The sequence below is a fragment of the Paraburkholderia unamae genome (assembly GCF_003096875.1).
Taxonomy (GTDB): domain Bacteria; phylum Pseudomonadota; class Gammaproteobacteria; order Burkholderiales; family Burkholderiaceae; genus Paraburkholderia; species Paraburkholderia unamae.
The window spans coordinates 192,042-214,087 of record NZ_QEOB01000018.1; the positions used below are offsets into that span (position 1 = coordinate 192,042).

The window sequence follows — 22,046 nt, forward strand, 5'->3', positions numbered from 1 at the left end:
CCGCACCGGGCCGTTTCAAAGACATAGACGAGCAAGCCCGCGAAATTTTGAAATCCCGATGGGTGCCCCCGACAAAATGCCTGTCCAGCTGCTACGCTTTCAAAAATCCACCGGTTCGTTCGTCTTGCAGACAAGGGTGCGCGCGCACGCGGGCGAGGCGCACGCCACGCTCTGCACACGGCGCGATGACGCGCAAGGCCATGCCCACGGAGCGAAGCCAGATGAACAGCCCTGACGACAAGACGTTGATCGTGTCCGCACCGGCCGGACAGGACGACGCGCGCGCGGCTGAAGGGGGCCGCGCATCGGCTCAGGCACCGCAGCGCGACAGCCCGGACGAAACCGCCGGAACGCCGATCCCCGAGGACGACGCCACTCGCCTCGTGCCGCGCCTGCAAACGCAGGTCGCCGCTACGCCGGCCACCCAGACCACACAGGCCGGCAGCGCCGAAGCCGGCGCACATGAGGCGCTGCCGGTCGGCACGGTGATCGCGGAGTTCGAGATCGTCGGGCTCATTGGCGAAGGCGGCTTCGGCATCGTCTATCTCGCATGGGACACCTTGCTGCGGCGCCACGTGGCGCTCAAGGAGTACATTCCGGCGTCCCTCGCCACCCGCGCCGCCAATGCGAGCAACGTGACGGTGCGCTCGCAACGCCATGAAGAAACCTTCCGCGCGGGCCTGAAAAGCTTCATCAACGAAGCCCGCTTGCTCGCGCAGTTCGACCATCACTCGCTCGTGAAGGTCTACCGGTTCTGGGAAGCGAACGGCACCGCTTACATGGTGATGCCGTATTACGAAGGCCTGACGCTCAAGGAAGCGCTGCGCCAGATGTCCACGCCGCCCGGTGAGCCGTGGCTGCGAGCGCTGCTCGCACCGCTGCTCGAAGCGCTCGGCGTGCTGCACGCGGCGCAGTGCTACCACCGCGACATCGCCCCCGACAACATCATGCTGCTCAAGGGCAGCCAGCGGCCACTGCTGCTCGACTTCGGCGCGGCGCGCCGCGTGATCGGCGACATGACGCAGGCGCTCACCGTCATCCTCAAGCCGGGCTACGCGCCTGTCGAGCAATACGCGGAAGTCCCCTCGATGAAACAGGGGCCGTGGACCGACATTTACGCGCTCGCGGCGGTCGTGTACTGCGCCATCAAAGGCGCGACTCCACCGGCCTCAGTCGGGAGATTGATGAGCGACAGCTACGTGCCCCTCGCGACTGTCGCGGCGGACCGTTACAGCGAGCGCTTTTTGCGCGCAATCGACCACGCCTTGGCCGTGCGGCCCGAGGATCGTCCGCAGGATGTGCAGGCGCTCGCGGCGGAGTTGGGCATTGCGCTGGGCGATGGAGCGAATGCGCCGCCGTTCGACGATGACGAGACGGGCACGGCGTTGCGGGCGCAATCGAGTGGCACCGCGCAGCGTGCCAGCACCCCCGTTGCGCCGCCTGGCGAGAACCGCGCGCCGGCTTCGCACAGTGCGGCACGCACGCTCCCCCCCGGTCGCGCATCCAACGCGGCGACGGCGGCCGCTGCGGGCGGCAAGGGCAGCAAGCGCGGCGGCACGATCGCCGCCGTGGGGGCGGGCGTCGCGATCATTGCGGCAATCGGCGCGTGGTTCGCACTGCGGCCTTCGGGCGCGCCGCCTGCCGCCTCGACCCAGGCGAGCGCCACAACCGCCACGCCCGCCGCCACCGCGCCCGCAGCGCCGGCAAGCGCCACCGCCGAACTGCCACCCGTGCCGCCGCCAGCGGCCACGGCAAGCACCCCGGCAGGGACAGCCGCACTGGCTCCGGTTGCCCCTCCGGCCGCTAGCGCACCGCCAACCGAAGCCGCTGCCGCGCCGCCCTTGCCCCCCTTCACGCCGTCCGGCGAATTTGAACGCATCGTCGCGATGAGTGATCCGTCGATCCGCGTGACGACGAAGCTGCACAGCACCAGGGCGCGCATCAAGAAGGACTTCCTGCAATTCCAGGTGACGAGCAACCGCGCGGGCCATGTCTATGCGTTCATGGTCGATCCGCAGGGCGAATATCTGATGCTGCTGCCGAACCAGCGCGACAAGGCGAACGGTATCGCGGCGGGCCAAACGCTCACGCTGCCACGTGCGAGCTGGCCGATGCTCGCAGACGCGCCGGCCGGCCCGATTCATTTCCTCGTGCTCGTCTCGCCCGAGCCACGCGACTTCGCCGACGCCGGACTGCGGCAGGGCGATGTCTTTGCAGACATCCCGGCGAGTGCGCAAGCGCAGGCCGCCGCGCGGCGCACGGGCAGCGACTCGCCGTTCGCAGGCAAGGCTCGCTGCGCGCCCGGCGCGTCGACCTGCAACGACGCTTACGGCGCGGCGACGTTCCAGATTGACGTGGTAGGTAACGGCGCCGGGCAATAGCCCGTCTTCGTGTCGTCTTTCATGCGGCTGAGACTCTGGAGGCCGGAATGAACAAACCTCTCTTCGTGTTCGCCGCGGCTGTATGGCTTGCCGGTTGCGCGGGGGACAATCCCGGCAGTTCCGTAGTGATCGGACCGGCGGCGCGGCCAAACGCGCAAAGTACGGGTGTCACGGCGCAAACCGCATCGACGGGAGCAACACAGGTTGCGGCGCCATCGAGCGGCGCACCCGGAGCCGCCGCCGCGGGCATCGTGTCGAACGCCGCCACGTCTGCCCCGCCAGGCCCCGCACTCTTGCCTTCGCCGGTCGCGTCCGCCGCGCCGTCCACAGCGCCGTCCACAGCATTGGCAGCCGCGTTCGGTACGCGCCATGCCTTCTACCAGCCCGCCCGCTTCGCTGACCTGCCGGGCTGGAGCAGCGACGACCTGGGCGGCTCGCTCGACGCCTTCCGCCGCGGCTGCGGTGTGGTCGGCGCACGCAGCGGCTGGGCCACGCCTTGCACGGCCGCGCGGTCGGTCGACGCGAATAACCCCACCGCGATCCGCCGCTTTTTCGAAACGTACTTCGACCTCTATCAGATCACCAGCGCCGAGCGCAGCCCCGACGGCACCATGACCGGCTATTACGAGCCATTGCTGAACGGCAGCAAACAGTACGGCGGCGCTTATGTGTACCCCGTCTACGGCGTTCCCGAAGACATGCTCTACCTCGACGCCCGGCGCCTGAACGGCAAAGCGCGCGGCAGCGTCACCGCGGCGCGTATCGAAGGGCGGGCGGTCATTGCGCTCCAGGACGCTCCGCCGGCTGCGCCTTCCGGTGTAAAGGGCGTCTACGCGCTCGACCTGCGCGACAGCGTGCCCGACATTCGCGACAAGAAAATCCGGCTGCGGCTGGATGGCAACCGCATCGTGCCGTACTACACGCGCGCTGAGATTGAACGCGGCGCGGCTCGCGCGCCGGTGTTGGCGTGGGTTGACGACCCCGTCATGCTGTATTCGATGCAGATGCAGGGCTCGGGCAAGATCCGCATGCGCGACGGGACGATTCGCCGTTTTGCGTATGCAGAGCAGAACGGCCGGCCGTTCCTGCCACCCATCGCGCATGCTGGACAAACCGGCGGCCATCGACTGATAGTCCGTGGACTCGACGTCGATATCGACGTTACCGACGACGACAACCCCATCACGCTCGCCGACGCCAACGGTGCGCATCCGTCCGACAACGGCGGCGGCCCGACACCCTCGGCAAGCTCGAACGACAACGAAGACGACCAGCCCGTCTCGCCGCTGCTGCGCGGTTTCAAGCTCGCCGCCGCAACACCTTCGAGCACCGGCTCGGCGGGGCCCGCCACGGCGAGCGCGCCGCGGCCCGCGAACAAGAGTGCGACAGCAGCAGCAACGGGCGGCGCGTCATCGAGCCCCGGCGCGGACATTGCAACGGCGCTGGGCGCGGGTGCGCCGGTCAAACACAGCTTCGCGACCTCGGACCCGAGCTACGTCTTTTTCCGCCCGATTCCCGACTCGCCTAACGGCCCGACGGGGGCGCTCGGCGTGCCGCTATCGGCGGGCCGGTCGGTGGCGGTCGACCCGCGTACGACCCCGCTCGGTTCGCCGGTGTTCGTTGCAACGCGCGACGATCCGCAAACGCCCGGTGCCGTAAACCGGCTGATGATGGCGCAGGACTCGGGCGGTGCAATTCAGGGCGCGGTGCGCGCTGACTATTTCTATGGCTTCGGTCAGGCGGCGCAGAGCGCGGCGAGTCGCACGAAGGAACATTTGCGCATGTGGCTGCTGCTGCCGAAGGGGTTGCATGTGGCAGCGCAGGAAACGGCGACGAAAACGCGAGGGATGGCGGCGCCTGCGACGGCGGATTGTCTGGTTGCTGATTCGCAGTTTTGCGTGGATGACAGTTCGCCTTGAGGGCAGTGGCACAAAACACGTTGAGGCGGAGTATGTTGCGCGAACTCGGGCACGCGGGCTTAAGCATACAGAAATGCGGGCAACCTCCGAATTCAACCTGCGCACAACAACCGCAATCGACACATTGCGTTTCACGAACTTCAGTCCCGGCCGGTCGCACAAATCCAGTTGGCCTTGGTCAGAAGTTTTTCCATGCGAGGAAGCGTGACCTCGAATGCGCCCGATCGAATATTTGCTCGGGCAACGGTATATACCAAAACGAAATTTTAGGCTTGCAACGGACGCCAAGTCGACCCAATCGTCGTTCGACGTGAATTGGACAGGCTTGCTACTTCAGGAGAGTGCACATGGCTAACTTTCAGAAAGTGCCAAATGATCATGCAACCAGGCTTGACACAGGTGCCGGACGTCTAGTCCTCATGCTGGAGGAGAAAGTCAAAATCGATCTGTACGGCGGCGGGCCAAATGGTGAAGATTTAGTCGTCGACCTGAACGACACATCCATCGGATCGGTCTCTGAAAAGCCCGTTAAACGTAACGCACACCTGCTTACTTACGAGATCCAAGGCTTGAAATCGGGAAACGCGATGCTGGAGGCACGCCTGTTTAGTCAAGCTCCAGAGAGCTACGCAGCACGGAGAAAACTGTGGTTCACCATGCCGGTTTGGGCGTACATCCAGGTCTCCGTTATGGGCGCCGAATATCGCCAGCGAGACGGGCTTTGGGGAAATCTGAAATATGGCTCGATCAACCCCAAATGGAAAGACGTCAAATGGACCAACATGGCCCAGGCCGGTTGCGGGCCCACCAGTCTCTCCATCGTCATGGATTATCTTATTCGGCTGGACTCTCCTTACCGGAATCTTCCGGCGAGTTTCCCTGGCCTAGACCCGAAGGAGGCAATGCAATACACCTCAGAATACGGCAGAGCCGCGGATAAAAAGGGCGAACCTAGCGGCACCTCTGGCACGGTGATGATTGAGAACATCAGAAAATATTGGCCCGATTACGAGGGCGCGAAGGTTGCCTCGGTTGACGCAGCCGCAACCCTTCTTCGACAGGGAAATCCACTCGTGTTCTTATGTAAAAATTGCAGCACGTATCGCTATGACGAAAAAGGCCACAAATTGCCAAAAATGTGGCCGGGACACTTCATGGTTTTGCTCGGCGTAGAACAAGGCGACAAAACTTTTTGGATAACAGATCCGTCATCACAACATCACAAATACATCGACAAAGAAGAACTTAAAAAAACTACCATATGGCATATATACAAAAGACCCGGTGCCCGCGTTAAACCGTGACCCAAACCATTCGAGGCTCAGACACTCGCCCTGAATGCGCCGATGAAGCCTTCATCGCCGCCGCGCTGTCTTGTCGGAATCGCAAAGCGCCAAGGCGGTTTCAGTCTGTCCCGTAGCGCTGGATGCCTTGCTCAATCTGCTCCTGGCATTTCTCAATCTTGTTAGGCGTGAAATTTTGATCGCGGCTGTCGATTTCCTTGAACTTGCTGCTGTCGACAGCCCTGATCACTTGCATAAAGAGCTTCAGGTCGCGACAGATCATCACGAAGCGCCGACATACGTTGCGGATGCCGGCACCATTGCCGCGTCCGAACTCGGCAATCGGCTTGAAGCCCGGCGCAGTGCGCTCCAGTTTGCCACATCAGTTCGAGATTGCGCTGGCACTCCAGAGCGTGTGAGGCACTTCTGTTCAAACCTGGCAACCTGGAGGGATGAACGACCGCAAGCCCTACCCGACGGATGTATCGGATGAGGAGTGGAGCTTCGCAACTCCATACCGGATCTTGACGAGCGAAGACGCTCCGCAGCGCCGATAGGAATTGCGCGAGATGTTTAACGCGCTGCGCTGGATGGCGCGAGCCGTAACATCGTGGCGCATGCTGCCGACCAATTTTCCGCCGTGGGAGATGGTCTATCAGCAAACATAACGCTGGTTACACGCAGGTTGCTTCGAGGCCATGGTCAATGATCTGCGCTCGATCATCCGGGTCGCGCAGGAACGACAGGGTCAGCCCAGTGCGGCTATTCTCGATGGCCGCACGTTGCAGTCCACATGCGAAAGCGGGCAGCGCGCAGGTTATGACGGGCACAAGCGCAAGCGGGGCAGCAAAGTTCACATGGCTGTCAGGTTCAGCACGTAGCCGGCCAGACGGTGACACTCGCCTTTGCAGACCAGGGCTATACGGGCGACACCGCCGCTCATGCTGCACGCGATGAAGGCATGGCATTGCAGGTCATCAAACTGCCCGAGGCGAAGAAGGGCTTTGTGCTGCTGCCCCGCCGCTGGGTGGTCGAGCGCAGCTTCGGCTGGCGCGAGACAAACGCCTGCGCCGTCACCCTGTTGACCGGGGTCGTGCGCCGGGAACCGGCGTTTGCTGCGCATAACCTCGTAGACAGTTAGTTGCCCCCCTTTCCGGACGGGAACGGACGAATCCACCGCTGCGCCACGAAGATTGATACCTTGAGGTGCTAAACGGGTTCTCGCGCCCGACCACGCGAGTGCGGCGATACGCGCCGGGCAAGGACGCGCCGCAGGGGATTCCGTCGCCCGGTGGGCGGCCCTACCGGTTCTTCGACGCAACACGGGAGGTGCGCTTCCTGCACCGCATGCTCATTGAGGCCGTGAGGACCGGGTTGCCACGCAAGCGGCACTGGCCAGCGGATTCGACACCGCGTTTGAGCCGTCGAACGAGGAACTCCACGTGCCCAGCCTCGACCACGGAGCGGCCATTTGAATGGCGGCTTCACGTTGGATCTGCCAATCCCGCTGGCGCTTCTCACTTGGACCTCGTTTCGTGAAATGAAGATCGAAGCCCGCGACCTTCGCCCGCGAGAGGTCGTCGCTTTGGCCCAGTGGTTCATCAAGCGTCATGTTCGCTCGCGGCGAAGCGCCAACGGCCGGGATCCGTGACGCGATACTTGCATTCCGGTTATCCGTGCGTTAAGTTCGTCAGCGCTCGCTGAATCCGGGGTGCGGGTAAAGCGGCGGACACGCGCCGCGCACAGATTCTGACGCCTGGTGGACACAATAATGAACGACTCGAACCGACCGCCGGCCACCGCACTCACAACGAATATCACCTTGCGACCGGACATGGGACCGCCGTTTGCGGCCTGGCAAGCGAAATTTACGCATGCCGCCGCTCAGGCCCAAGGCTTTCTGGCGCTCGATATCGCGCCGGCCTTCGCGGGTTCCGCTGACTGGCGCATCATTCAACGCTTTCGTTCGCCCGAGGCGCTGAGGGCGTGGCAGGACGCGCCCCAGCGGGCGCAGCTGATCGCGGACCTCGCGCCGATGCGCGACCCGCATGTCACGGCGACCGCGCACGACACGCTCCATTCGTTCGATCCGCTCTCCTGTGTCACGGAAGTCATTACCACGGTGGTGGAACCGGGCAAGGAAATCATCTTCCGGACGTGGGCGGAAACCATTCAGTCGAGCCAGTCGTCGTTCCCCGGTTATATGGGGACGCTGGTTCAGGCTCCGGTATCGGAGGCATCGCAGTACTGGACCACGCTGGTGCGTTTTTCCAGTCCCGACGAACTCGATGCATGGCTCGGTTCGAGCGAACGCAAGCAGTTGTTACAACGCGTCGAACCGCATGTCGCCAGCTGGAAGAGTTACCGGATGCCAAGTCCGTTCGCCGGCTGGTTCCCGGCGGCCGGAGACAAGCCGCCGCCCGCCTGGAAGCAGACCGCCCTCGTTCTGCTCGTACTCTTCCCCGTGGTGATGCTGGAAATACGCTTCCTGAGTCCGCTGCTCGCGGGACAACATGTTGCGATCGCGACGTTCATTGGCAACGCCATCAGCGTATCGCTCGTATCGTGGCCGCTGATGAAGATCGCGGTGGCGGCCATGGGCTGGTGGCTGCGGCCGTCGCCCGCCAGACGCAGTCAACTCGAGGCGCTCGGGGCTTGCACCATGCTGGCGCTGTATCTCATCGAACTGGCGGTTTTCATGCTCGCATTCTGAAGCGTGATGGCGCTCAACATCGGCGGCGGGCACCGAGGTTATCGCTGCCGCCTACACGGAGGGTGAAGGAATGACGGACGACGACAAGAAATTCATGGCACGGGCAATCGAGCTATCGGAGAAGACCGCTCTGATCGACAGCGCCGGCGGGGTGTTCGGCACGGTGATCGTGCAGGACGGCAAGATTATCGGTGAGGGCCGTAATCGCGTGGTCGCGGAGAACGATCCGACCTGGCATGGCGAGATCGAGGCGATCCGCAATGCATGCAAGGCCACCGGAAGTTTCAAGCTGCGTAACGCGACCCTCTACACCAGCGCGGAACCTTGTCCGATGTGCATGGCCGCGGCGTACTGGGCCGGGATCGAGCATATTTTCTATGCGTCGACCAACGAGGATGCGCTCGAATACGGTGATTTCGACGACAGCATGATTTACGGCGAGATCCGCAAGCCGATGGCGGAGCGCTCGATTCCGAGTCAGCAGATCATGCGCGCGGAAGCGGTCGAGGTGTGGAAGAAATACAAGAACAAGGCGGACCGGGTGCCTTATTGAGCGCGGCCTGACTCGCACCTGCCAGGCTGGCGCAGGCGCAGCCTGTCGCGAAGGGTGACTCGCGGCTCTGGCTGAGCGCGTCCGAGCCCTGCGTTCAGTGAGCCCGCTTCTGCCCCGCCACCGGAGTCCGGTCATAGCCAGGACTCCCGTGGCGGGCGGAATGCCCGGCTGGAAGTCGCTTTCCGGGAGGGCGACGATCAGGTTGGTGCGCCGCTTCACATTGAAGCGCGCTAGCAGGTCAGCTATTTGCGGACCGCGATGTCCTCCAGACTCATGTGCCCGGCGATCGCCCTGGTCGGCAGAAAACGAGTCATCCACGCGAAGACTCGAACGCTCCCGGCGCGAGCGTCAGATCCGCTGCCGTGCCGATCTTCTGTTCGCCTGCGGCGGGCACCGCGGCCGTTGGCGGTGCCCGCGCGGTCATCGCGCGCCTGATGTGATCGATGCTCGACGCCGGCAGAAGCACGCCGCCGGCTAACATCGCGCTGATCGCCGCGTGCAGCGCTTCGTTTCATGCCGACTTCGGCACGTCAGCCATCGCACACAGTTCCACGCACCGTTTGAGCGTTTCTCCCCGCTCGTGCGCCGACGCCACGATGACGGCAAGAGAGGAACGGGACACGTGCGCGTCGCGGGGCGAAGCGAAGCGCGAGATGCTATCGCGCAGAAACACACCCCACCAGCGCGAATGCGGCGCACTGCGCGTAAATGCTTCGAGGCTGTCGAGGTCGAGCCACTACTGGCGGATGCCCACATGAATCCGGGGCGGTCTTCCGGACTACATTCTCAGTGCGCCCGCCAGCTCGAGCAGGGAGCACGACATCGCCCGTTGATGTCGATCTACCCCGTGCGGAGACTATGGCAGGTAGCAAGCTGGAACGGTCATTCGCATGACGTCTCGGCTGACAAGTTGTCTTCAGGTTTGTCCAACGCCTGCCCGCACGCGCAGTCATGCGCTTGCGAGTCCGTGGACATGGGCAGGCGTCGAACAAACCTCAAGACCGGGTATCGAGCGCCCGCCGATGTCGACAACATCTTTCCACGCGATTCCCATCGTGACAGTCAAAGCTCGCCATCCTCGTGTGGTGAAAATGTCGAAGCGAGTCAGCCGTATTTTTGAAATGTATTTTTTGGCGGGCATCATAGGGCAACGAGCTTTGAATCAGGTCGGCAGCCAAACGGGGGGCATGTCATGGACAGCGCGCTGCTTTGGGCGGCAATCCCTCACAACAGTGACGGGGTCGTGTTCCAGGTTCGCGTGATTCGCGGACTTCAACGTTTTCATATTCCACGCCGGACGCTTGAGGAGACATTCGGCCTGGCTCGTCATGCATCGGATGCAGGGCAACTCGAACTCTTCTATCAGCACAGGCCTCACATCCTGAGGTGGGCCGTACGGAAACGTCCGATTGCGGGTGCTGACACCGCTGCACTTCTGACTGCCGATTTCCCCACTGTTATGGAAGTGGAACGGGACGCGACGGCGCATCTGCCGCAAACGCCCTGGTTTCTTGCCTTGAAGTGAAGGGCTTTTGATGAAAACGGTCGCTCATGTCCGTCGGGAATGCCAGGTCGAGGGACCGCTTCTCGCGTCAAAGCGATCCTTCATCCATGTCATCGTCAAACGGCACGGGTCATCTCGAACGCGTCAGCGGCCCTTACCGTATCCAGTGCCTCGCGCAACAGCGCGATCTTGCCGTCGCGCGCCACGAGCCGACCGGCGTACATCTGCCGATAGACTTTCCCGGTCGACGGCACGAGCGCTTCAACCTCATATTCTGCGAAGACCTGCTCTGGTGTTTCGATCAGAAAGTACACGTTTTTAAACGCGAAATCCGGCACTTTCGCAAGCAGTGAAGCGATAAAACCTTCGATCGCTTCCGGCCCCTGCGCGCGGGCGTCGATGCCGAGCGATTTCAGATACGGCAGTTCCAGCACGCCATCGTCGGCGAATAATGCGGCAGCCGCACGCGGGTCGCGAATCGATTCGAGGTAAGCAGCAAGCAGTTGTCTGGCGTTGTTCATGAGCGGCTCGATATCAGTGTCAATAGGTGCGTGTTATTGCAGACGCGTCTTCAATGCCGTCGCCATCTGCTGCATGGCCGCGCGCGTCGGGGCGTCGGTGGCGAGCACATTGAGCAGGCCGAAGTCGTGGATCGTGCCTTTGTACTGCGTCGTCGTCACATCGTTGCCGGCCTGGTCAAGCCGATGTCCGTAGGCCTCGCCTTCGTCGCGCAGCACGTCGAACTGCGCGATCTGAATGAGCGCGGGCGGCAGGCCCCGCAACTCGTCGAGCGTGGCGCGCAGCGGCGATGCATAGCGCTGGTTGCGCTCGCCTGCGTCGGTCGTGTACGCGTTCCAGAACCACTTCATCATGTCGCGGCTCAGGAAGTAGCCGTTTTCGAAAGTGTCGTAGGAGGCGTTGTCGAATGCGTGGTCCGTCACCGGCCACATGAGGCCCTGGAAGCGGATCGCCGGGCCATCGCGGTCCTTCGCCATCTGGCTGACGACGGCGGCCATATTGCCGCCCACGCTGTTGCCCACCACCGCGAGCCGCGTGCCATCGACGCCGATTTCCTCGCCATGCGCGGCGACCCACTTCGTTGCGGCATAGGCCTCGTTGATCGCGACCGGATAGCGCGCTTCGGGCGAAGGCGTGTATTCGACGAACACGGCCGCGGCGCCCGACTGCACGACGAGGTCACGCACGAGACGCTCATGCGTCGGGTAGTCGCCGAGAATCCAGCCGCCGCCGTGGAAGAACATGAACACGGGCAGCACGCCGCGCGCATGCTGCGGCTTGACGATGACGAGCGGCACGCTCAGACCATCCTGCTCGATCGTGCGGCGCGTGACGTCGATGCCCGAAACGTCGACCTCGACGCTGCGCTGCGCGCCCGCCAGGACTTCGCGCGCTTCGGCAGGCGTGAGCGTTTCGATGGCCGGGCCGGTGCCGCTGTTGAGCGCATCGAGGAAGGCGACGGTTGCGGTATCGGGCGTGTTCGGGTGGGTTTGCGTGTTCATCCTCATTCTTCCTTTCCGTGTGGGTGAGTGGCTGGCAACGTGATGTCATGCAGCCGATGGAAAGGAGAATACGGATCGGGAGATATTAACGAAATAGAAGTGTTTGAAACCTATCATTGCATAAATGCAATGATAGGTCGTCGGTTTGTCCAGCGCGTCACTTCGGCCATCGCCACGTCGGATCGGAAAGATGCTCGGCGAAGTAATCGGACAGCGCCGCCACCTTCGCAGGCCGCGCGCGCGCCGACGGCGTGACGAAGTAAAGACCGCCCTTTGTCAGCGACCAGTCGGTGAGGATCGCTTCGAGGCGGCCATTGGCCAGATATTCGCCCGCGATGAACTCGGGCAGCTCGGCAATCGCGAGGCCATCAAGCAGCGTGGGCAGCAACGCATCGGAATTCGTCACGCGCAGCGGACCGGTGGGCATCACCGGCTCCTCCTCGCCCGCGTCGTTCCTGAAGCGCCAGACATCGCTACGCGCGCGATACGCGTACGAGAGACATGGCCGATCCACCAGTTCGCGCGGATGCGCTGGGCGCCCTTCGCGCGCCAGGTATTCCGGCGACGCCACCACGTATTGCGTCACCGCACACAGCCGCCGCGCCACCAGCGACGAATCGGGCAGCGCGGCAATACGCAGCGCGGCGTCGAAGCCATCGGCGACCAGATCGACCGACGCATCCGATAGATGCAGGTCGATCGACACTTCCGGATACGCGCGGAAGAAACCCGGCAGCAGCGGCGCGACCCAGCGCAGCCCGAACGACATCGGCACGGCCAGGCGCACCAGCCCGCGCGGCTGTACCGACATTTCGCGCGCGGCGCTTTCCGCCTCCTCGGCCTGCCGGTAGATCTCGCCGGCCTTCTCACAGATCGTGCGACCGAACTCGGTCAGCGACAGCTGGCGCGACGTGCGGTTGAAAAGCCGCGCGCCCAGCCGGTCCTCAAGCCGGGCCACGCCGCGCGAGACCGTCGCCACCGACACGCCCATCGCGCGCGCCGCCGCCGCGAACGATCCCTCCTCGGCGACCTTCGCGAACATCGCGAGTCCTTCGAAATCAGGCAGCTTCGCCATTACCCCTCATCTTTTCATTTATGCAACGTTAGGTTTCAATCAATTCTATTTCGAAACGACCGGACCGTCGATATTCTTCTCACATCGCAGCACGCAACACCGAACCAGCCAACCCCCACTTCCACTGAACGAACCGAAAGGAGCCATACCATGGCACGCAAACTCGACAACAAGATCGCACTCGTCACCGGCGCAACCAGCGGCATCGGCCTCGCCACCGCCCAGCGCTTCGCCGCCGAAGGCGCGCATGTCTACCTCACAGGCCGCCGTCAGGCCGAACTCGATGCCGCCGTGAAGAGCATCCGCGAAACGGGCGGCCAGGCGAGCGGCGTGCGCGTCGATTCCACGAAGCTGAACGAGCTCGACGCGCTGTATGCGCAGATCAAGGAAGAACAGGGCCGACTGGACGTGCTGTTCGCCAACGCAGGCGGCGGGTCGATGCTGCCGTTCGGCAACATCACCGAAGAACACTTCGACGACACCTTCAATCGCAACGTGAAGGGCGTGCTGTTCACGGTGCAAAAGGCGCTGCCGCTGCTGGCCAGGGGCGCATCGGTGATTCTCACGGGTTCGACGGCAGGCAGCGCGGGCACGGCGGCGTTCAGCGTGTACTCGGCTTCGAAGGCTGCGGTGCGCTCGTTCGCACGCAACTGGATTCTCGACCTCAAGGACCGCCAGATCCGCGTGAACACGATCAGCCCGGGCGCGACCCGCACGCCCGGTCTGCTCGACCTGGCCGGTGACGACGCCGCCCAGCGCCAGGGTCTCGCCGACTACCTGGCCGCACAGATCCCGATGGGACGTCTGGGCGAACCGGGCGAAATCGCGAGCGCCGCGCTGTTCCTCGCATCGGACGATGCGAGCTTCGTGAACGGCATCGAACTGTTCGTCGATGGCGGCCAGCAGCAGATCTGAACGTGGGCATGGGCGCACGGATGGGGACCTTCACATCCGTGCGCCCGAACGGACTTTCATCATGATCGAACATCGCCCTTTTCATTCGCTCGGGCGCAATCGCGCGCGGCTGGTCGCCGATTCCGTGCAGACGATGAGTGCGGGCGCAACGATCCATCACGCCGGGGGCAATGACGGAAATGAGCCAGCGCCGCTATTCCGGCCAGGGTTGCGCCCGCGCACTCATGGCGGCACACCGCGCTGGGCGACGTGCGTCTGCTCGCGCAAATGTCGCGAAGGCCGCTTCGTCGCGCCTGCGAGCGGCGATGCTCAAGATATGCGCGCAGGCGCGCTGTCCATCCGTGCCGACGAACGCGTGCGCCGTCGCCACACTGCGCGAAGGCACGACAATAAAGCACGTGTTGCCGATGCCCGGCTCAGCGTAGCTTGTTGCGGATCACGGGCGGCTCGACGTGGGACCTATCCAGTTTGCGCCGCGCGACGGCGTAGCCGTCCGGGCAGAAGCACAGCTAAATTTGAGGGCGCAAGGCGATACGGATGTGGTGATCGTCGAACGCTTGGGCCAGGGCAAATGGGCCTTCTCGATGCGTGCGGCTGTCTTCGGTCATGAAGTACCCTTCATTTGGCACGCAGACCCGTCATTCCGGTATCGGCTGCGCCCCTGGAAACAGCCAGTCAATCCGCCGATCTGATACAAATTTTGGGGCACGGTGCGCAGTTGCGTGTATTCGAACCCGTGACGCCCCAAGCCAGGCTTGCGCCTGGCCGCCGCTTTGCGCGGGGCCAGGCAAGGGACATAGCGAGACCCTGTCGCATCCCTTCGTCTGCCGAATGGCGCGCGCGGTGAAACAGTTACAAGATAAGTATTGACGCGGGTCTACCCGGCGGGTAACGTGCAGCTCGAAGTTCAAGAAGTTCGATTGCTGTTCATCAATTGCTCGCTCCTCTGCGGTATTCGTTGTCCTCTCCCTCCTTGAAGCTTCACGCGCTCTTTAACAGAGCAAATCTTCGTTTTTTCTCTCAAGGATTCTTCATGGATACCGGCACCGTTAAGTGGTTCAACGACAGCAAAGGCTTCGGCTTCATCACCCCGGACAAGGGCGGCGACGACCTGTTCGCTCATTTCTCCGAAATCAAGAGCGACGGCTTCAAGACGCTGGCTGAAAATCAGAAGGTGAGCTTCGATACGAAACAAGGCCCGAAGGGTCTGCAAGCAGCTAACATCAAGCCGCTGTAACGTTTCAGGGACCCGGCATCGCACGCCGGGTTGCAGCGACACCCTCGCGGAGCTTTGTCTCCCAAAGTTGGCGTGATTACCCTTAGCTGCACCGGTTTATTCAGCAGCTAACCAAGCGCCATACGCCTCGTTGCGCCCCATTCCCTCCTCAGGCTTTAACGCCATTTCTCGCCTTTCGACTTTCTCGTAAGCCGGAGCAAATGGCTTTGGATCGACGCACCCGTGCACTTTTCGCACGGCACGTGCGCACTCAAATATCATTAAAATTAAAATGCGAAACACAAATATTCAACAATACAACGGCTATGCCGTCCAATCCTCGGCACATCGTTTGCCCGACGGGAGCTATTCATCCAACCTGCTGCTCGAACGCATCGATAGCGCGCGCACCGAAGGCCGCTACTGGTTCTATTCGCTCGATTATTTCAAGAGTGAAGAGCAGGCGTTGCGGCACTCAAGCCAGTGGGCACGCAATTGGGTCGACACGCGCGGTTAAAGACGACGCAACGGCCTGGAACACCCAACGCACCAGAGGCACCCCGGCGGGTGCAACCAAACGCGCCCAGGCACCCAGGCATTACCCAGGCACCTTAGTCGCCAGGCACATGGCGGCCTTCGGTTACAATGCGGAAGTCGCTTGATTCGCATAGTGCCGAGAAGACGTGTCCTGGTTAGGCGCGAATTTTCCTTTGATTGATAGTCCAGCGCGGCCTGCGTTATCCGTGCTCGCCGGACTGCACGCCCCGACTCGCACCAGAGCGGTCTTGCGAGCCGCCGCGTCTGACCATTCTTCCCCGCGCACCTGATTCACCGCCCGGACAAGGCGATGTCAGGACGCAAGGGCCGCCAAGCAATTTTCGTGCTTCCACCACTGCACGAGCGCCTGTCCATCAACGCTCGCAGCTTCTTCCTCCATCCAGCCCTCGAGCCCGTGTCGGCCAATTGATCAGGAACCTTGAATGGCCAAAGAAGAACTGCTGGAACTCGACGTTATCGTCGACGAAGCGCTGCCAGACAGCCGCTACCGCGTGCCGCTCGACAATGGCGTGGTGCCAGGGGCGTATGCGTCCGGTCGAATCCGCAAGAATCACATTCGCATCCTTGCGGGCGACCGGGTAACGCTAGAACTTTCGGTGTACGACCCGACGAAAGGACGAATCAATTTTCGACAAAAGGATGAACGCAGCGACGGCGCAACGCAAAGAACCGCCTTTCGCCGTCGTTGATGCCACGATACGTGACAGTCGGCCGTGATCCTCACCTGGACCACGACGCTGCGTGCACATCCACCTCTCCATTCGGCATTGCTGCCGGATCCCAACCAAGGAAAAAATTGACTACCGTAATTCTGAAACCCGACGAGCCCGTAGATGTTGCATTGCGCCGTTTCCGTCGCGCGATCGAGCGCAACGGCCTGATTCCGGAACTTCGTGCCCGGACCGCCTATGAAAAACCTACTACAGAGCGTAAGCGCAAAAAGGCAGCCGCAGTGGCACGCCTGCGCAAGCAGATCAAACGGTCGTTGCCGCCGAAAAAGCGGTATTGACCCGGAATTAACCGGGCAGCCATGCTGAAAGGCACGTCTGCTGCCCAGCCGGGCGTCTCACGTAAGCTCCGCATGAGGAGCCGGTTCTGATCCAGGCCGAGTGGCCGATTGTGTTCGCATAACGGCCACGCGACTTTCTGCGATCGATAGACCGCTCAAGGTCGACTAGAGCCGCCATTTACCGCTACGTTCGCTGGCCCCGCAGCCGGTACGCCCAGCGCGCCTGGGCCTGCCTTGCTTTGTGGCCGGTGCGCACCGCACAGCGCGAGCGGCCCAGAAAAGAGACAGCCCTGTGCTTCCGGTCGGCTATCATGCCAATCCTCTCCGAAGTAGCTCCTTATGATTTCCGTCCGTAATGTCACGCTGCGCCGCGGCGTTAATGTCGTGCTCGACCGCGCGTCCGTCACCTTCACCCCCGGCGAAAAGATCGGTCTTGTCGGCCGCAATGGCGCCGGCAAGTCGTCCTTCTTCGGCCTTCTCAACGGCAAGCTGCACGAAGATAGCGGCGAATTCTCGATTCCCCCTGCCTGGAAGATGGGCCAGGTCGCGCAGGAGATGCCGGAGACGGAACAGGGCGCGACCGACTTCGTAGTCGAAGGTGACACCGTGCTGCTCGCCGCGCAGGCGGAAGTCGCCGCCGCCGAGGCCAGCGACGACGGCATGCGCATGGCGCACGCCTACATGGCCCTGCACGACGCCGGCGCACACGATGCCCCCGCACGTGCCCAGGCGCTGATTCAGGGACTTGGCTTTACGGCCGCGCAGCTTGACCAGCCGGTCAACAGTTTCTCCGGCGGCTGGCGCATGCGACTGCAACTGGCGCGCGCGCTGATGTGCCCGTCCGACCTGCTGCTGCTCGACGAACCGACCAATCACCTCGACCTCGACGCGCTGGTCTGGCTGGAAGCCTGGCTCAAGCGCTATCAAGGAACCCTGGTCGTGATCAGCCACGACCGCGAATTCCTCGACGCGGTGACGCAGGTGACGGTGCATGTCGACAACGCCAAGCTCGTCCGTTATGGCGGCAACTACAGCAAGTTCGAAGACATGCGCGCTGAGCAGCTCGTGTTGCAGCAGGCCGCAATGGCCAGGCAGGCGGACAAGATCGCCCACCTCCAGAAGTTCATCGACCGGTTCAAGGCCAAGGCCTCGAAGGCAAAACAGGCGCAGAGCCGGGTCAAGGCGCTCGAGCGCATGGAGAAGATCGCACCGGTGCTTGCCGATGCAGAGTTCAACTTCGAGTTCAGGGAGCCCCTCAACGTCCCGAACCCGCTGTTGTCGATGCTGGACGCGAGCTTCGGCTACCCCGCGCCGACCGGCGCAGTGCCGGGCACGCCGCCCACGGTCATCGTGCGGGGAATCAACCGCTCCGTGCTGGCCGGGCAGCGCATCGGCATTCTCGGTGCCAACGGCCAGGGCAAGTCCACGCTGGTGAAGACGGTGGCGCACGCCCTGGCGCCGATTGCTGGGGAAATCAGTGAAGGCAAGGGCCTGAACATCGGCTACTTCGCGCAGCAGGAACTCGACGTGCTGCGTCCGCTCGACACGCCGATGGAACACATGATCCGCCTTGCCAGGGACACGCCGCCGCACATGCGCGCGCCCGGCCAGAGTGGCACCGAACAATCGCTTCGCACGTTCCTTGGCACTTTCAACTTCAGCGGCGACATGGTCCATCAGCCGGTTAGCACGATGAGCGGCGGCGAAAAGGCGCGGCTCGTGTTGTGCATGATCGTGTGGCAACGCCCCAACCTGCTGCTGCTCGACGAGCCTACCAACCACCTTGACCTGGCCACACGCGAGGCGCTGGCTATGGCGCTCAACGAATTCGAAGGCACGGTGATGCTGGTCAGTCACGACCGGGCCCTGCTGCGCGCCGTATGTGACGAGTTCTGGCTGGTCACCAAGGGCGGCGTCGAGCCCTTCGACGGCGATCTGGACGATTACCAGCAATTCCTGCGCGACGAGGCTCGTCGCATGCGCGAGCAGGCCGCCGCAGAGCAGTAGCGCATCGCCTGAGAGACTCCCTGGCGGGCGGCCGGTGTTGCCTGGGAGGCGCAGCGCGCGCTTTCGCCAGGGACTCCGGTAATCGTGCGGACAAGCGCGCTCCGACGCAAGACATCGACCAGGACGTGCCGCTCGTCCTGGCGGCTGGTGCGACACTCGACAGCAAGCGCCGCCCTGCTGACCGGACCGCCGCGTGCCAATCGCGCCCGTCGCGTTCGTGAACGTAGCGCTCGCCTGCGAAAACGCGCCGACCACCCGCAGCTCTCCACAGCGACGGGCAAAACCGTTCAGAACATAGAAGCGGTGGCACGTCCCGGGGCAAGGCGCCAGCCGGCGCGGGAGGCGTTTAAACAAAAGCCGACGCGCGAGCGAAGCACCACGGTGGTCGTTATTGCAGATCGTGGCCTTTTGACAGGCTCCGCTTGCGCGGAACCGCTACCCGTCTTTTATCTGGTCGTCTGCGATCCGGCCCGCATCACTTGTGACGCTCAGCGTCGGGACCCGGTACGGGGATCGTCCACTCATCCACCGCTTTCCCCGCCTCGGGTTCGCGCTCTTGCCGAAGCGCCAGGATGCGACCCTGAGCGACAACCACTTTGAGGTCGAGTCTCACGCCTTTCCGGAAGTGGAACAAATAAGCCGTGAAGGAGGCTGTGTTGCTGGCAAGGTAATCGTCACTCAGAAACTGTCGGCGCGCGACAAGTCCATCGCTTGCCACCCAGTAATCGGCCATGGCGCAATCGAGCGACTTTGTCTGCCACTGCTTTCTCGGCAGGTCTTCGGGGAACGGCTCGAAATCCTGAGAAAACTCGAATGTGTCGTTCATCCTCGAGCGCCGCTTCGCTGGTGTTCGCGTCGACCAAGGGTAGCACGCTCTCATCAGTCTCCAGGTTGGAACCGCAAAACTGGTTGGGGGCGCTTGCGCGCCGCAGTTTGCCCGTCGCTGGAATATGCGGGACAGGACCGCACCAGAATCCGCAAGTTGCAGTGGAAGTCGAGAGAAGGTGCGCTAAAGAATGGTGCATTCCTCACCAACGGATTGCTCACCATGAAAATGGAAAGCTGGGTTGGAACCATCGAACGGGAATGGCAGCCGTTGCGCTGGCCGATAGTGCACGGCTCGGGCGGGGCATGCCGGTTGACGTGGGGCACAAGGCGTCGGCGCACGATCCTGGGCTCTTCAGGGAAAGCATGTGGGGTACAAACGACAGCAGCGCTGTTCCGGACCGGATAGCGCCGTCTGGAAACGCTGCGTTGAAGCCGGTTTCGGGCAGCCACCAGCCCACGCCAGAATGGTGACCGAGACCGGGCTTTCGCGCGTGGCCAGGGACGAATCCGCAACGCGGCCCATGGTTCTGCGACTCTTCTCGAGCGCCTTCCCGGCTCCATTTCAGAATCCGCCTGAATGTCTGCACCGTGGCAAGGTCTCCGGAAGCCGAAACTTGTGCTGTCCGTGGACCTGCTTATTGGCAGGTATTATCCCGGCGTGGTAAAAAAGTCGTCCTTGCGGGTGATCGCTTCCATGCGATGCGGTATTCTCGCAATTTCAGGTTTCAACATCGACAGGATTCAAAAAATGGCAACTGGCACAGTGAAATGGTTCAACGATGCGAAAGGCTTTGGCTTCATCACCCCGGATGACGGCGGTGAAGACCTGTTCGCCCACTTTTCCGAAATCAAGACTGAAGGCTTCAAGTCACTACAGGAAAACCAGAAGGTAAGCTTCGACGTGAAGATGGGGCCGAAGGGCAAGCAGGCTGCAAATATCAAGCCAGTCTGACCGGCGCGCGTCGCATCCAGCTGTGTGGCCCGTTCTGCGGGCCAGTTTTTCTTGTGCCCTGCGCGTCAATCTTCGATGAAACGATGGGCATCCGTCGCATGCGCGGGCAATGCTGTTTGCGCGTCAACAGCAGGTTTGTGCAAAACACGATGTCCTGAGGCGCCCTCCTCGCGACATCGATCGATTCTCCGGATAATCGCTGATAGCGCGACAGGCGTTTCGCCTGCCCGCCAGGTTACGCAATGAGCGACTGTTCTGTCTGTGGGAACGCCGGTGTCTGGTGATAGTTTCCGTTCCCGTCGAGGCGCTGCCGCGCCGACAACCAGCAGGCCCCGGCAATGATCGGCGAATCGCGCATTGCGGTAGCGTTGATGCCGCGCTTTCAGCTACGCCGCCCGGACGCATCATCGCCCGGCACAACAGCGGATATCCTGTGAAGGAAAGCAGTTGAACTCCGCGCCGGCAACAACGCTGCCCTCGAAGAATCGACATCTCCGACCAGAAGCACTACGATCAAAAACATGCCACGACGCCATGGCAAGTGCTTGTCGCAAAGTAATTCTCTGAGGATTGGCACTAACCGTGCCAGACTGCTCCATCGATGTCGTGGTCCATAGCACCTCGCGACGCATGCATGGTGAGCCGGTGCCGTCTCGCGCAAGAAAGCCGTGGCCGGGACGCCGTCCGCCGCGTTGCCTGTTTGAATCGGGTGAGGAGGCAAGCGCCGGAAATGCGTGGCGCTATCCTCAGTGGATGCCCGTCGATGCCACCACCCATTGGATCGACGCCGGGAGCCGTGCTTTCAGGGGAATCGCAATGACGACGACTGAGTCACTTCTGACGTTGGCCGAATATCTCGAACTGTCCCTGAACGCCGGCGGTAGCGTGATCATGATGCAGAAGTGCAATGACGTCTGTGCCGTGTACGTTGGCGACGCCAGGCGAGATCAGGATCGCCTGAGATATCACGGGAACATTGCCGCAACCCTGGCCGAAGAGATCCTTGAGCAAACCCACGCTGGGCGAAACCGGCTGGAGATCGGCGGACAGCTATATCGTTTTATCCGGAGCTTCAAGCATTTTGAGGATCGCGGTGCGGTCGTTTTCGCGCCGTCGTGACACCGGGGGCACGACGATTTCGGGAACCGTAAATCTGACGTTTCTGGGTCTGTTGCGTATTCCCAAATACTGAAAATCCTGATCAAGGACTTGTCAGGCGAAGTACGTTGCGCTCGAATAAGATCGGGTGGTTGACCTGACGGTCGACGGCGGCCAGGGTTATCAGCGGGTCCTGCAAGACCTCGCCCCATGTGTCGGTACGCCGTTTCAGTTTCTCGTCGATGCAGTGGGCGCGGAAAAGGATGATCGTACAAAGAATCCGCCACGCTGCTGGGCGAGCATTCGCCCTCTGGGAACGATTCACTTACGCGTTCGCGCCTGCAAAAACAGGAGCACTCGAACGGCGCTTACGGGTCGACGGGCGCACATCGCGCTGGTATGCGTCAACTGGTGGGTTACGGCCGAGGCCGTGTAAAAACGCGCAGAACGGCCCACCGGTGATGCCCGGTTGGGAGCGCAGTTGAGTTAGGCCGAGACGCAGGCAGGTGGCGTGA

At 62.4% G+C, this 22,046-nt stretch carries 19 protein-coding genes and 2 pseudogenes; 15 read left to right on the top strand and 6 right to left on the bottom strand.

The features are described 5' to 3' along the window. The first annotated feature begins 221 nt into the window (after window positions 1–221). The 3 genes from C7402_RS32525 to C7402_RS32535 all read left to right on the top strand — a co-directional run bounded on the left by C7402_RS32525 (window position 222) and on the right by C7402_RS32535 (window position 5,604). Window positions 222–2,381, top strand: coding sequence for a serine/threonine-protein kinase (locus tag C7402_RS32525; RefSeq protein ID WP_116613611.1), 2,160 nt, complete (start codon window positions 222–224; stop codon window positions 2,379–2,381). A gap of 47 nt (window positions 2,382–2,428) precedes the next feature. After that, window positions 2,429–4,300: a murein transglycosylase A gene (gene mltA / locus C7402_RS32530; RefSeq protein ID WP_116613586.1), complete on the top strand. Its 1,872-nt coding sequence runs from the start codon at window positions 2,429–2,431 to the stop codon at window positions 4,298–4,300. Between the two features lie 347 nt (window positions 4,301–4,647). After that, window positions 4,648–5,604: a C39 family peptidase gene (locus C7402_RS32535; protein WP_116613587.1), complete on the top strand. Its 957-nt coding sequence runs from the start codon at window positions 4,648–4,650 to the stop codon at window positions 5,602–5,604. 112 nt (window positions 5,605–5,716) lie between these two features. Here the strand turns inward: C7402_RS32535 and C7402_RS32540 are convergent. Beyond that, window positions 5,717–6,032 (bottom strand): annotated as a pseudogene (locus C7402_RS32540) (IS5/IS1182 family transposase); the annotation flags it as partial. Between the two features lie 3 nt (window positions 6,033–6,035). Between C7402_RS32540 and C7402_RS32545 the strand changes: the two are divergent. From C7402_RS32545 to C7402_RS32565, 4 genes and pseudogenes are all read left to right on the top strand, one after another. Then, window positions 6,036–6,634: pseudogene (locus tag C7402_RS32545) on the top strand (transposase); the annotation flags it as partial. A 720-nt stretch (window positions 6,635–7,354) separates the two neighbouring features. Further along, window positions 7,355–8,296 carry a putative antibiotic biosynthesis monooxygenase gene (locus tag C7402_RS32550; RefSeq protein ID WP_116613588.1) on the top strand — a complete coding sequence of 314 codons (942 nt, stop codon included), beginning with the start codon at window positions 7,355–7,357 and terminating at the stop codon, window positions 8,294–8,296. Between the two features lie 70 nt (window positions 8,297–8,366). Further along, complete coding sequence (locus C7402_RS32555; protein ID WP_112174011.1) at window positions 8,367–8,849, top strand: nucleoside deaminase; 483 nt, start codon at window positions 8,367–8,369, stop codon at window positions 8,847–8,849. Between the two features lie 1,192 nt (window positions 8,850–10,041). Continuing rightward, entirely contained in the window at window positions 10,042–10,374 is a 333-nt protein-coding gene (locus C7402_RS32565; protein WP_116613589.1) for a hypothetical protein, read from the top strand. Between the two features lie 95 nt (window positions 10,375–10,469). Here the strand turns inward: C7402_RS32565 and C7402_RS32570 are convergent, their stop codons facing one another. From C7402_RS32570 to C7402_RS32580, 3 genes are all read right to left on the bottom strand, one after another. After that, window positions 10,470–10,874 (bottom strand): nuclear transport factor 2 family protein, encoded by a 405-nt coding sequence (locus tag C7402_RS32570; protein ID WP_116613590.1) that lies wholly within the window; start codon window positions 10,872–10,874, stop codon window positions 10,470–10,472. A 33-nt stretch (window positions 10,875–10,907) separates the two neighbouring features. After that, complete coding sequence (locus tag C7402_RS32575) at window positions 10,908–11,873, bottom strand: alpha/beta hydrolase (protein WP_116613591.1); 966 nt, start codon at window positions 11,871–11,873, stop codon at window positions 10,908–10,910. Window positions 11,874–12,030: 157 nt separating this feature from the next. Continuing rightward, the gene (locus tag C7402_RS32580) at window positions 12,031–12,948 is read right to left on the bottom strand and encodes a LysR family transcriptional regulator (RefSeq protein ID WP_116613592.1); all 918 of its coding nucleotides are present in this window, start codon (window positions 12,946–12,948) and stop codon (window positions 12,031–12,033) included. Between the two features lie 150 nt (window positions 12,949–13,098). Here C7402_RS32580 and C7402_RS32585 point away from each other — a divergent pair, with 150 nt between their 5' ends. From C7402_RS32585 to C7402_RS32610, 6 genes are all read left to right on the top strand, one after another. Further along, a complete protein-coding gene (locus tag C7402_RS32585) occupies window positions 13,099–13,863 on the top strand; it encodes an SDR family NAD(P)-dependent oxidoreductase (protein ID WP_116613593.1) in 765 nt (254 codons plus the stop codon). A gap of 1,033 nt (window positions 13,864–14,896) precedes the next feature. Further along, the gene (locus C7402_RS32590) at window positions 14,897–15,100 is read left to right on the top strand and encodes a cold-shock protein (RefSeq protein ID WP_112174018.1); all 204 of its coding nucleotides are present in this window, start codon (window positions 14,897–14,899) and stop codon (window positions 15,098–15,100) included. Window positions 15,101–15,371: 271 nt separating this feature from the next. Continuing rightward, window positions 15,372–15,596, top strand: a complete 225-nt coding sequence (locus C7402_RS32595) for a hypothetical protein (RefSeq protein ID WP_116613594.1) — start codon at window positions 15,372–15,374, stop codon at window positions 15,594–15,596. A gap of 463 nt (window positions 15,597–16,059) precedes the next feature. Continuing rightward, window positions 16,060–16,326: a translation initiation factor IF-1 gene (gene infA / locus C7402_RS32600; RefSeq protein WP_112174020.1), complete on the top strand. Its 267-nt coding sequence runs from the start codon at window positions 16,060–16,062 to the stop codon at window positions 16,324–16,326. Window positions 16,327–16,433: 107 nt separating this feature from the next. Continuing rightward, window positions 16,434–16,646: a 30S ribosomal protein S21 gene (gene rpsU, locus C7402_RS32605; protein ID WP_112174021.1), complete on the top strand. Its 213-nt coding sequence runs from the start codon at window positions 16,434–16,436 to the stop codon at window positions 16,644–16,646. Between the two features lie 339 nt (window positions 16,647–16,985). Next, a complete protein-coding gene (locus tag C7402_RS32610) occupies window positions 16,986–18,653 on the top strand; it encodes an ABC-F family ATP-binding cassette domain-containing protein (RefSeq protein WP_116613595.1) in 1,668 nt (555 codons plus the stop codon). Between the two features lie 475 nt (window positions 18,654–19,128). Here the strand turns inward: C7402_RS32610 and C7402_RS32615 are convergent, their stop codons facing one another. After that, window positions 19,129–19,479, bottom strand: coding sequence for a hypothetical protein (locus tag C7402_RS32615; RefSeq protein ID WP_116613596.1), 351 nt, complete (start codon window positions 19,477–19,479; stop codon window positions 19,129–19,131). Between the two features lie 750 nt (window positions 19,480–20,229). Here C7402_RS32615 and C7402_RS32625 point away from each other — a divergent pair. Beyond that, on the top strand, window positions 20,230–20,433 hold the full coding sequence (locus tag C7402_RS32625) for a cold-shock protein (RefSeq protein ID WP_012406518.1): 204 nt from the start codon (window positions 20,230–20,232) through the stop codon (window positions 20,431–20,433). Window positions 20,434–21,249: 816 nt separating this feature from the next. Further along, the gene (locus tag C7402_RS32630; RefSeq protein ID WP_112174046.1) at window positions 21,250–21,552 is read left to right on the top strand and encodes an RNA-binding protein; all 303 of its coding nucleotides are present in this window, start codon (window positions 21,250–21,252) and stop codon (window positions 21,550–21,552) included. 304 nt (window positions 21,553–21,856) lie between these two features. Here C7402_RS32630 and C7402_RS47490 read toward each other — a convergent pair. After that, window positions 21,857–22,046, bottom strand: a 190-nt coding sequence (locus tag C7402_RS47490; RefSeq protein WP_208949049.1) for a hypothetical protein, incomplete at its 5' end; no start/stop codon positions are given.

Bases quoted from the DNA above. Each gene is read 5' to 3' on its own strand.
- C7402_RS32570 (WP_116613590.1), bottom strand. From the start codon at position 10,874: ATGAACAACGCCAGACAACTGCTTGCTGCTTACCTCGAATCGATTCGC.
- mltA (WP_116613586.1), top strand. From the start codon at position 2,429: ATGAACAAACCTCTCTTCGTGTTCGCCGCGGCTGTATGGCTTGCCGGT.
- C7402_RS32555 (WP_112174011.1), top strand. From the start codon at position 8,367: ATGACGGACGACGACAAGAAATTCATGGCACGGGCAATCGAGCTATCG.
- C7402_RS32585 (WP_116613593.1), top strand. From the start codon at position 13,099: ATGGCACGCAAACTCGACAACAAGATCGCACTCGTCACCGGCGCAACC.
- C7402_RS32565 (WP_116613589.1), top strand. From the start codon at position 10,042: ATGGACAGCGCGCTGCTTTGGGCGGCAATCCCTCACAACAGTGACGGG.
- C7402_RS32630 (WP_112174046.1), top strand. From the start codon at position 21,250: ATGACGACGACTGAGTCACTTCTGACGTTGGCCGAATATCTCGAACTG.
- C7402_RS32535 (WP_116613587.1), top strand. From the start codon at position 4,648: ATGGCTAACTTTCAGAAAGTGCCAAATGATCATGCAACCAGGCTTGAC.
- C7402_RS32575 (WP_116613591.1), bottom strand. From the start codon at position 11,873: ATGAACACGCAAACCCACCCGAACACGCCCGATACCGCAACCGTCGCC.
- C7402_RS32610 (WP_116613595.1), top strand. From the start codon at position 16,986: ATGATTTCCGTCCGTAATGTCACGCTGCGCCGCGGCGTTAATGTCGTG.
- C7402_RS32525 (WP_116613611.1), top strand. From the start codon at position 222: ATGAACAGCCCTGACGACAAGACGTTGATCGTGTCCGCACCGGCCGGA.
- C7402_RS32550 (WP_116613588.1), top strand. From the start codon at position 7,355: ATGAACGACTCGAACCGACCGCCGGCCACCGCACTCACAACGAATATC.
- C7402_RS32615 (WP_116613596.1), bottom strand. From the start codon at position 19,479: ATGAACGACACATTCGAGTTTTCTCAGGATTTCGAGCCGTTCCCCGAA.
- infA (WP_112174020.1), top strand. From the start codon at position 16,060: ATGGCCAAAGAAGAACTGCTGGAACTCGACGTTATCGTCGACGAAGCG.
- C7402_RS32595 (WP_116613594.1), top strand. From the start codon at position 15,372: ATGCGAAACACAAATATTCAACAATACAACGGCTATGCCGTCCAATCC.
- C7402_RS32625 (WP_012406518.1), top strand. From the start codon at position 20,230: ATGGCAACTGGCACAGTGAAATGGTTCAACGATGCGAAAGGCTTTGGC.
- C7402_RS32590 (WP_112174018.1), top strand. From the start codon at position 14,897: ATGGATACCGGCACCGTTAAGTGGTTCAACGACAGCAAAGGCTTCGGC.
- C7402_RS32580 (WP_116613592.1), bottom strand. From the start codon at position 12,948: ATGGCGAAGCTGCCTGATTTCGAAGGACTCGCGATGTTCGCGAAGGTC.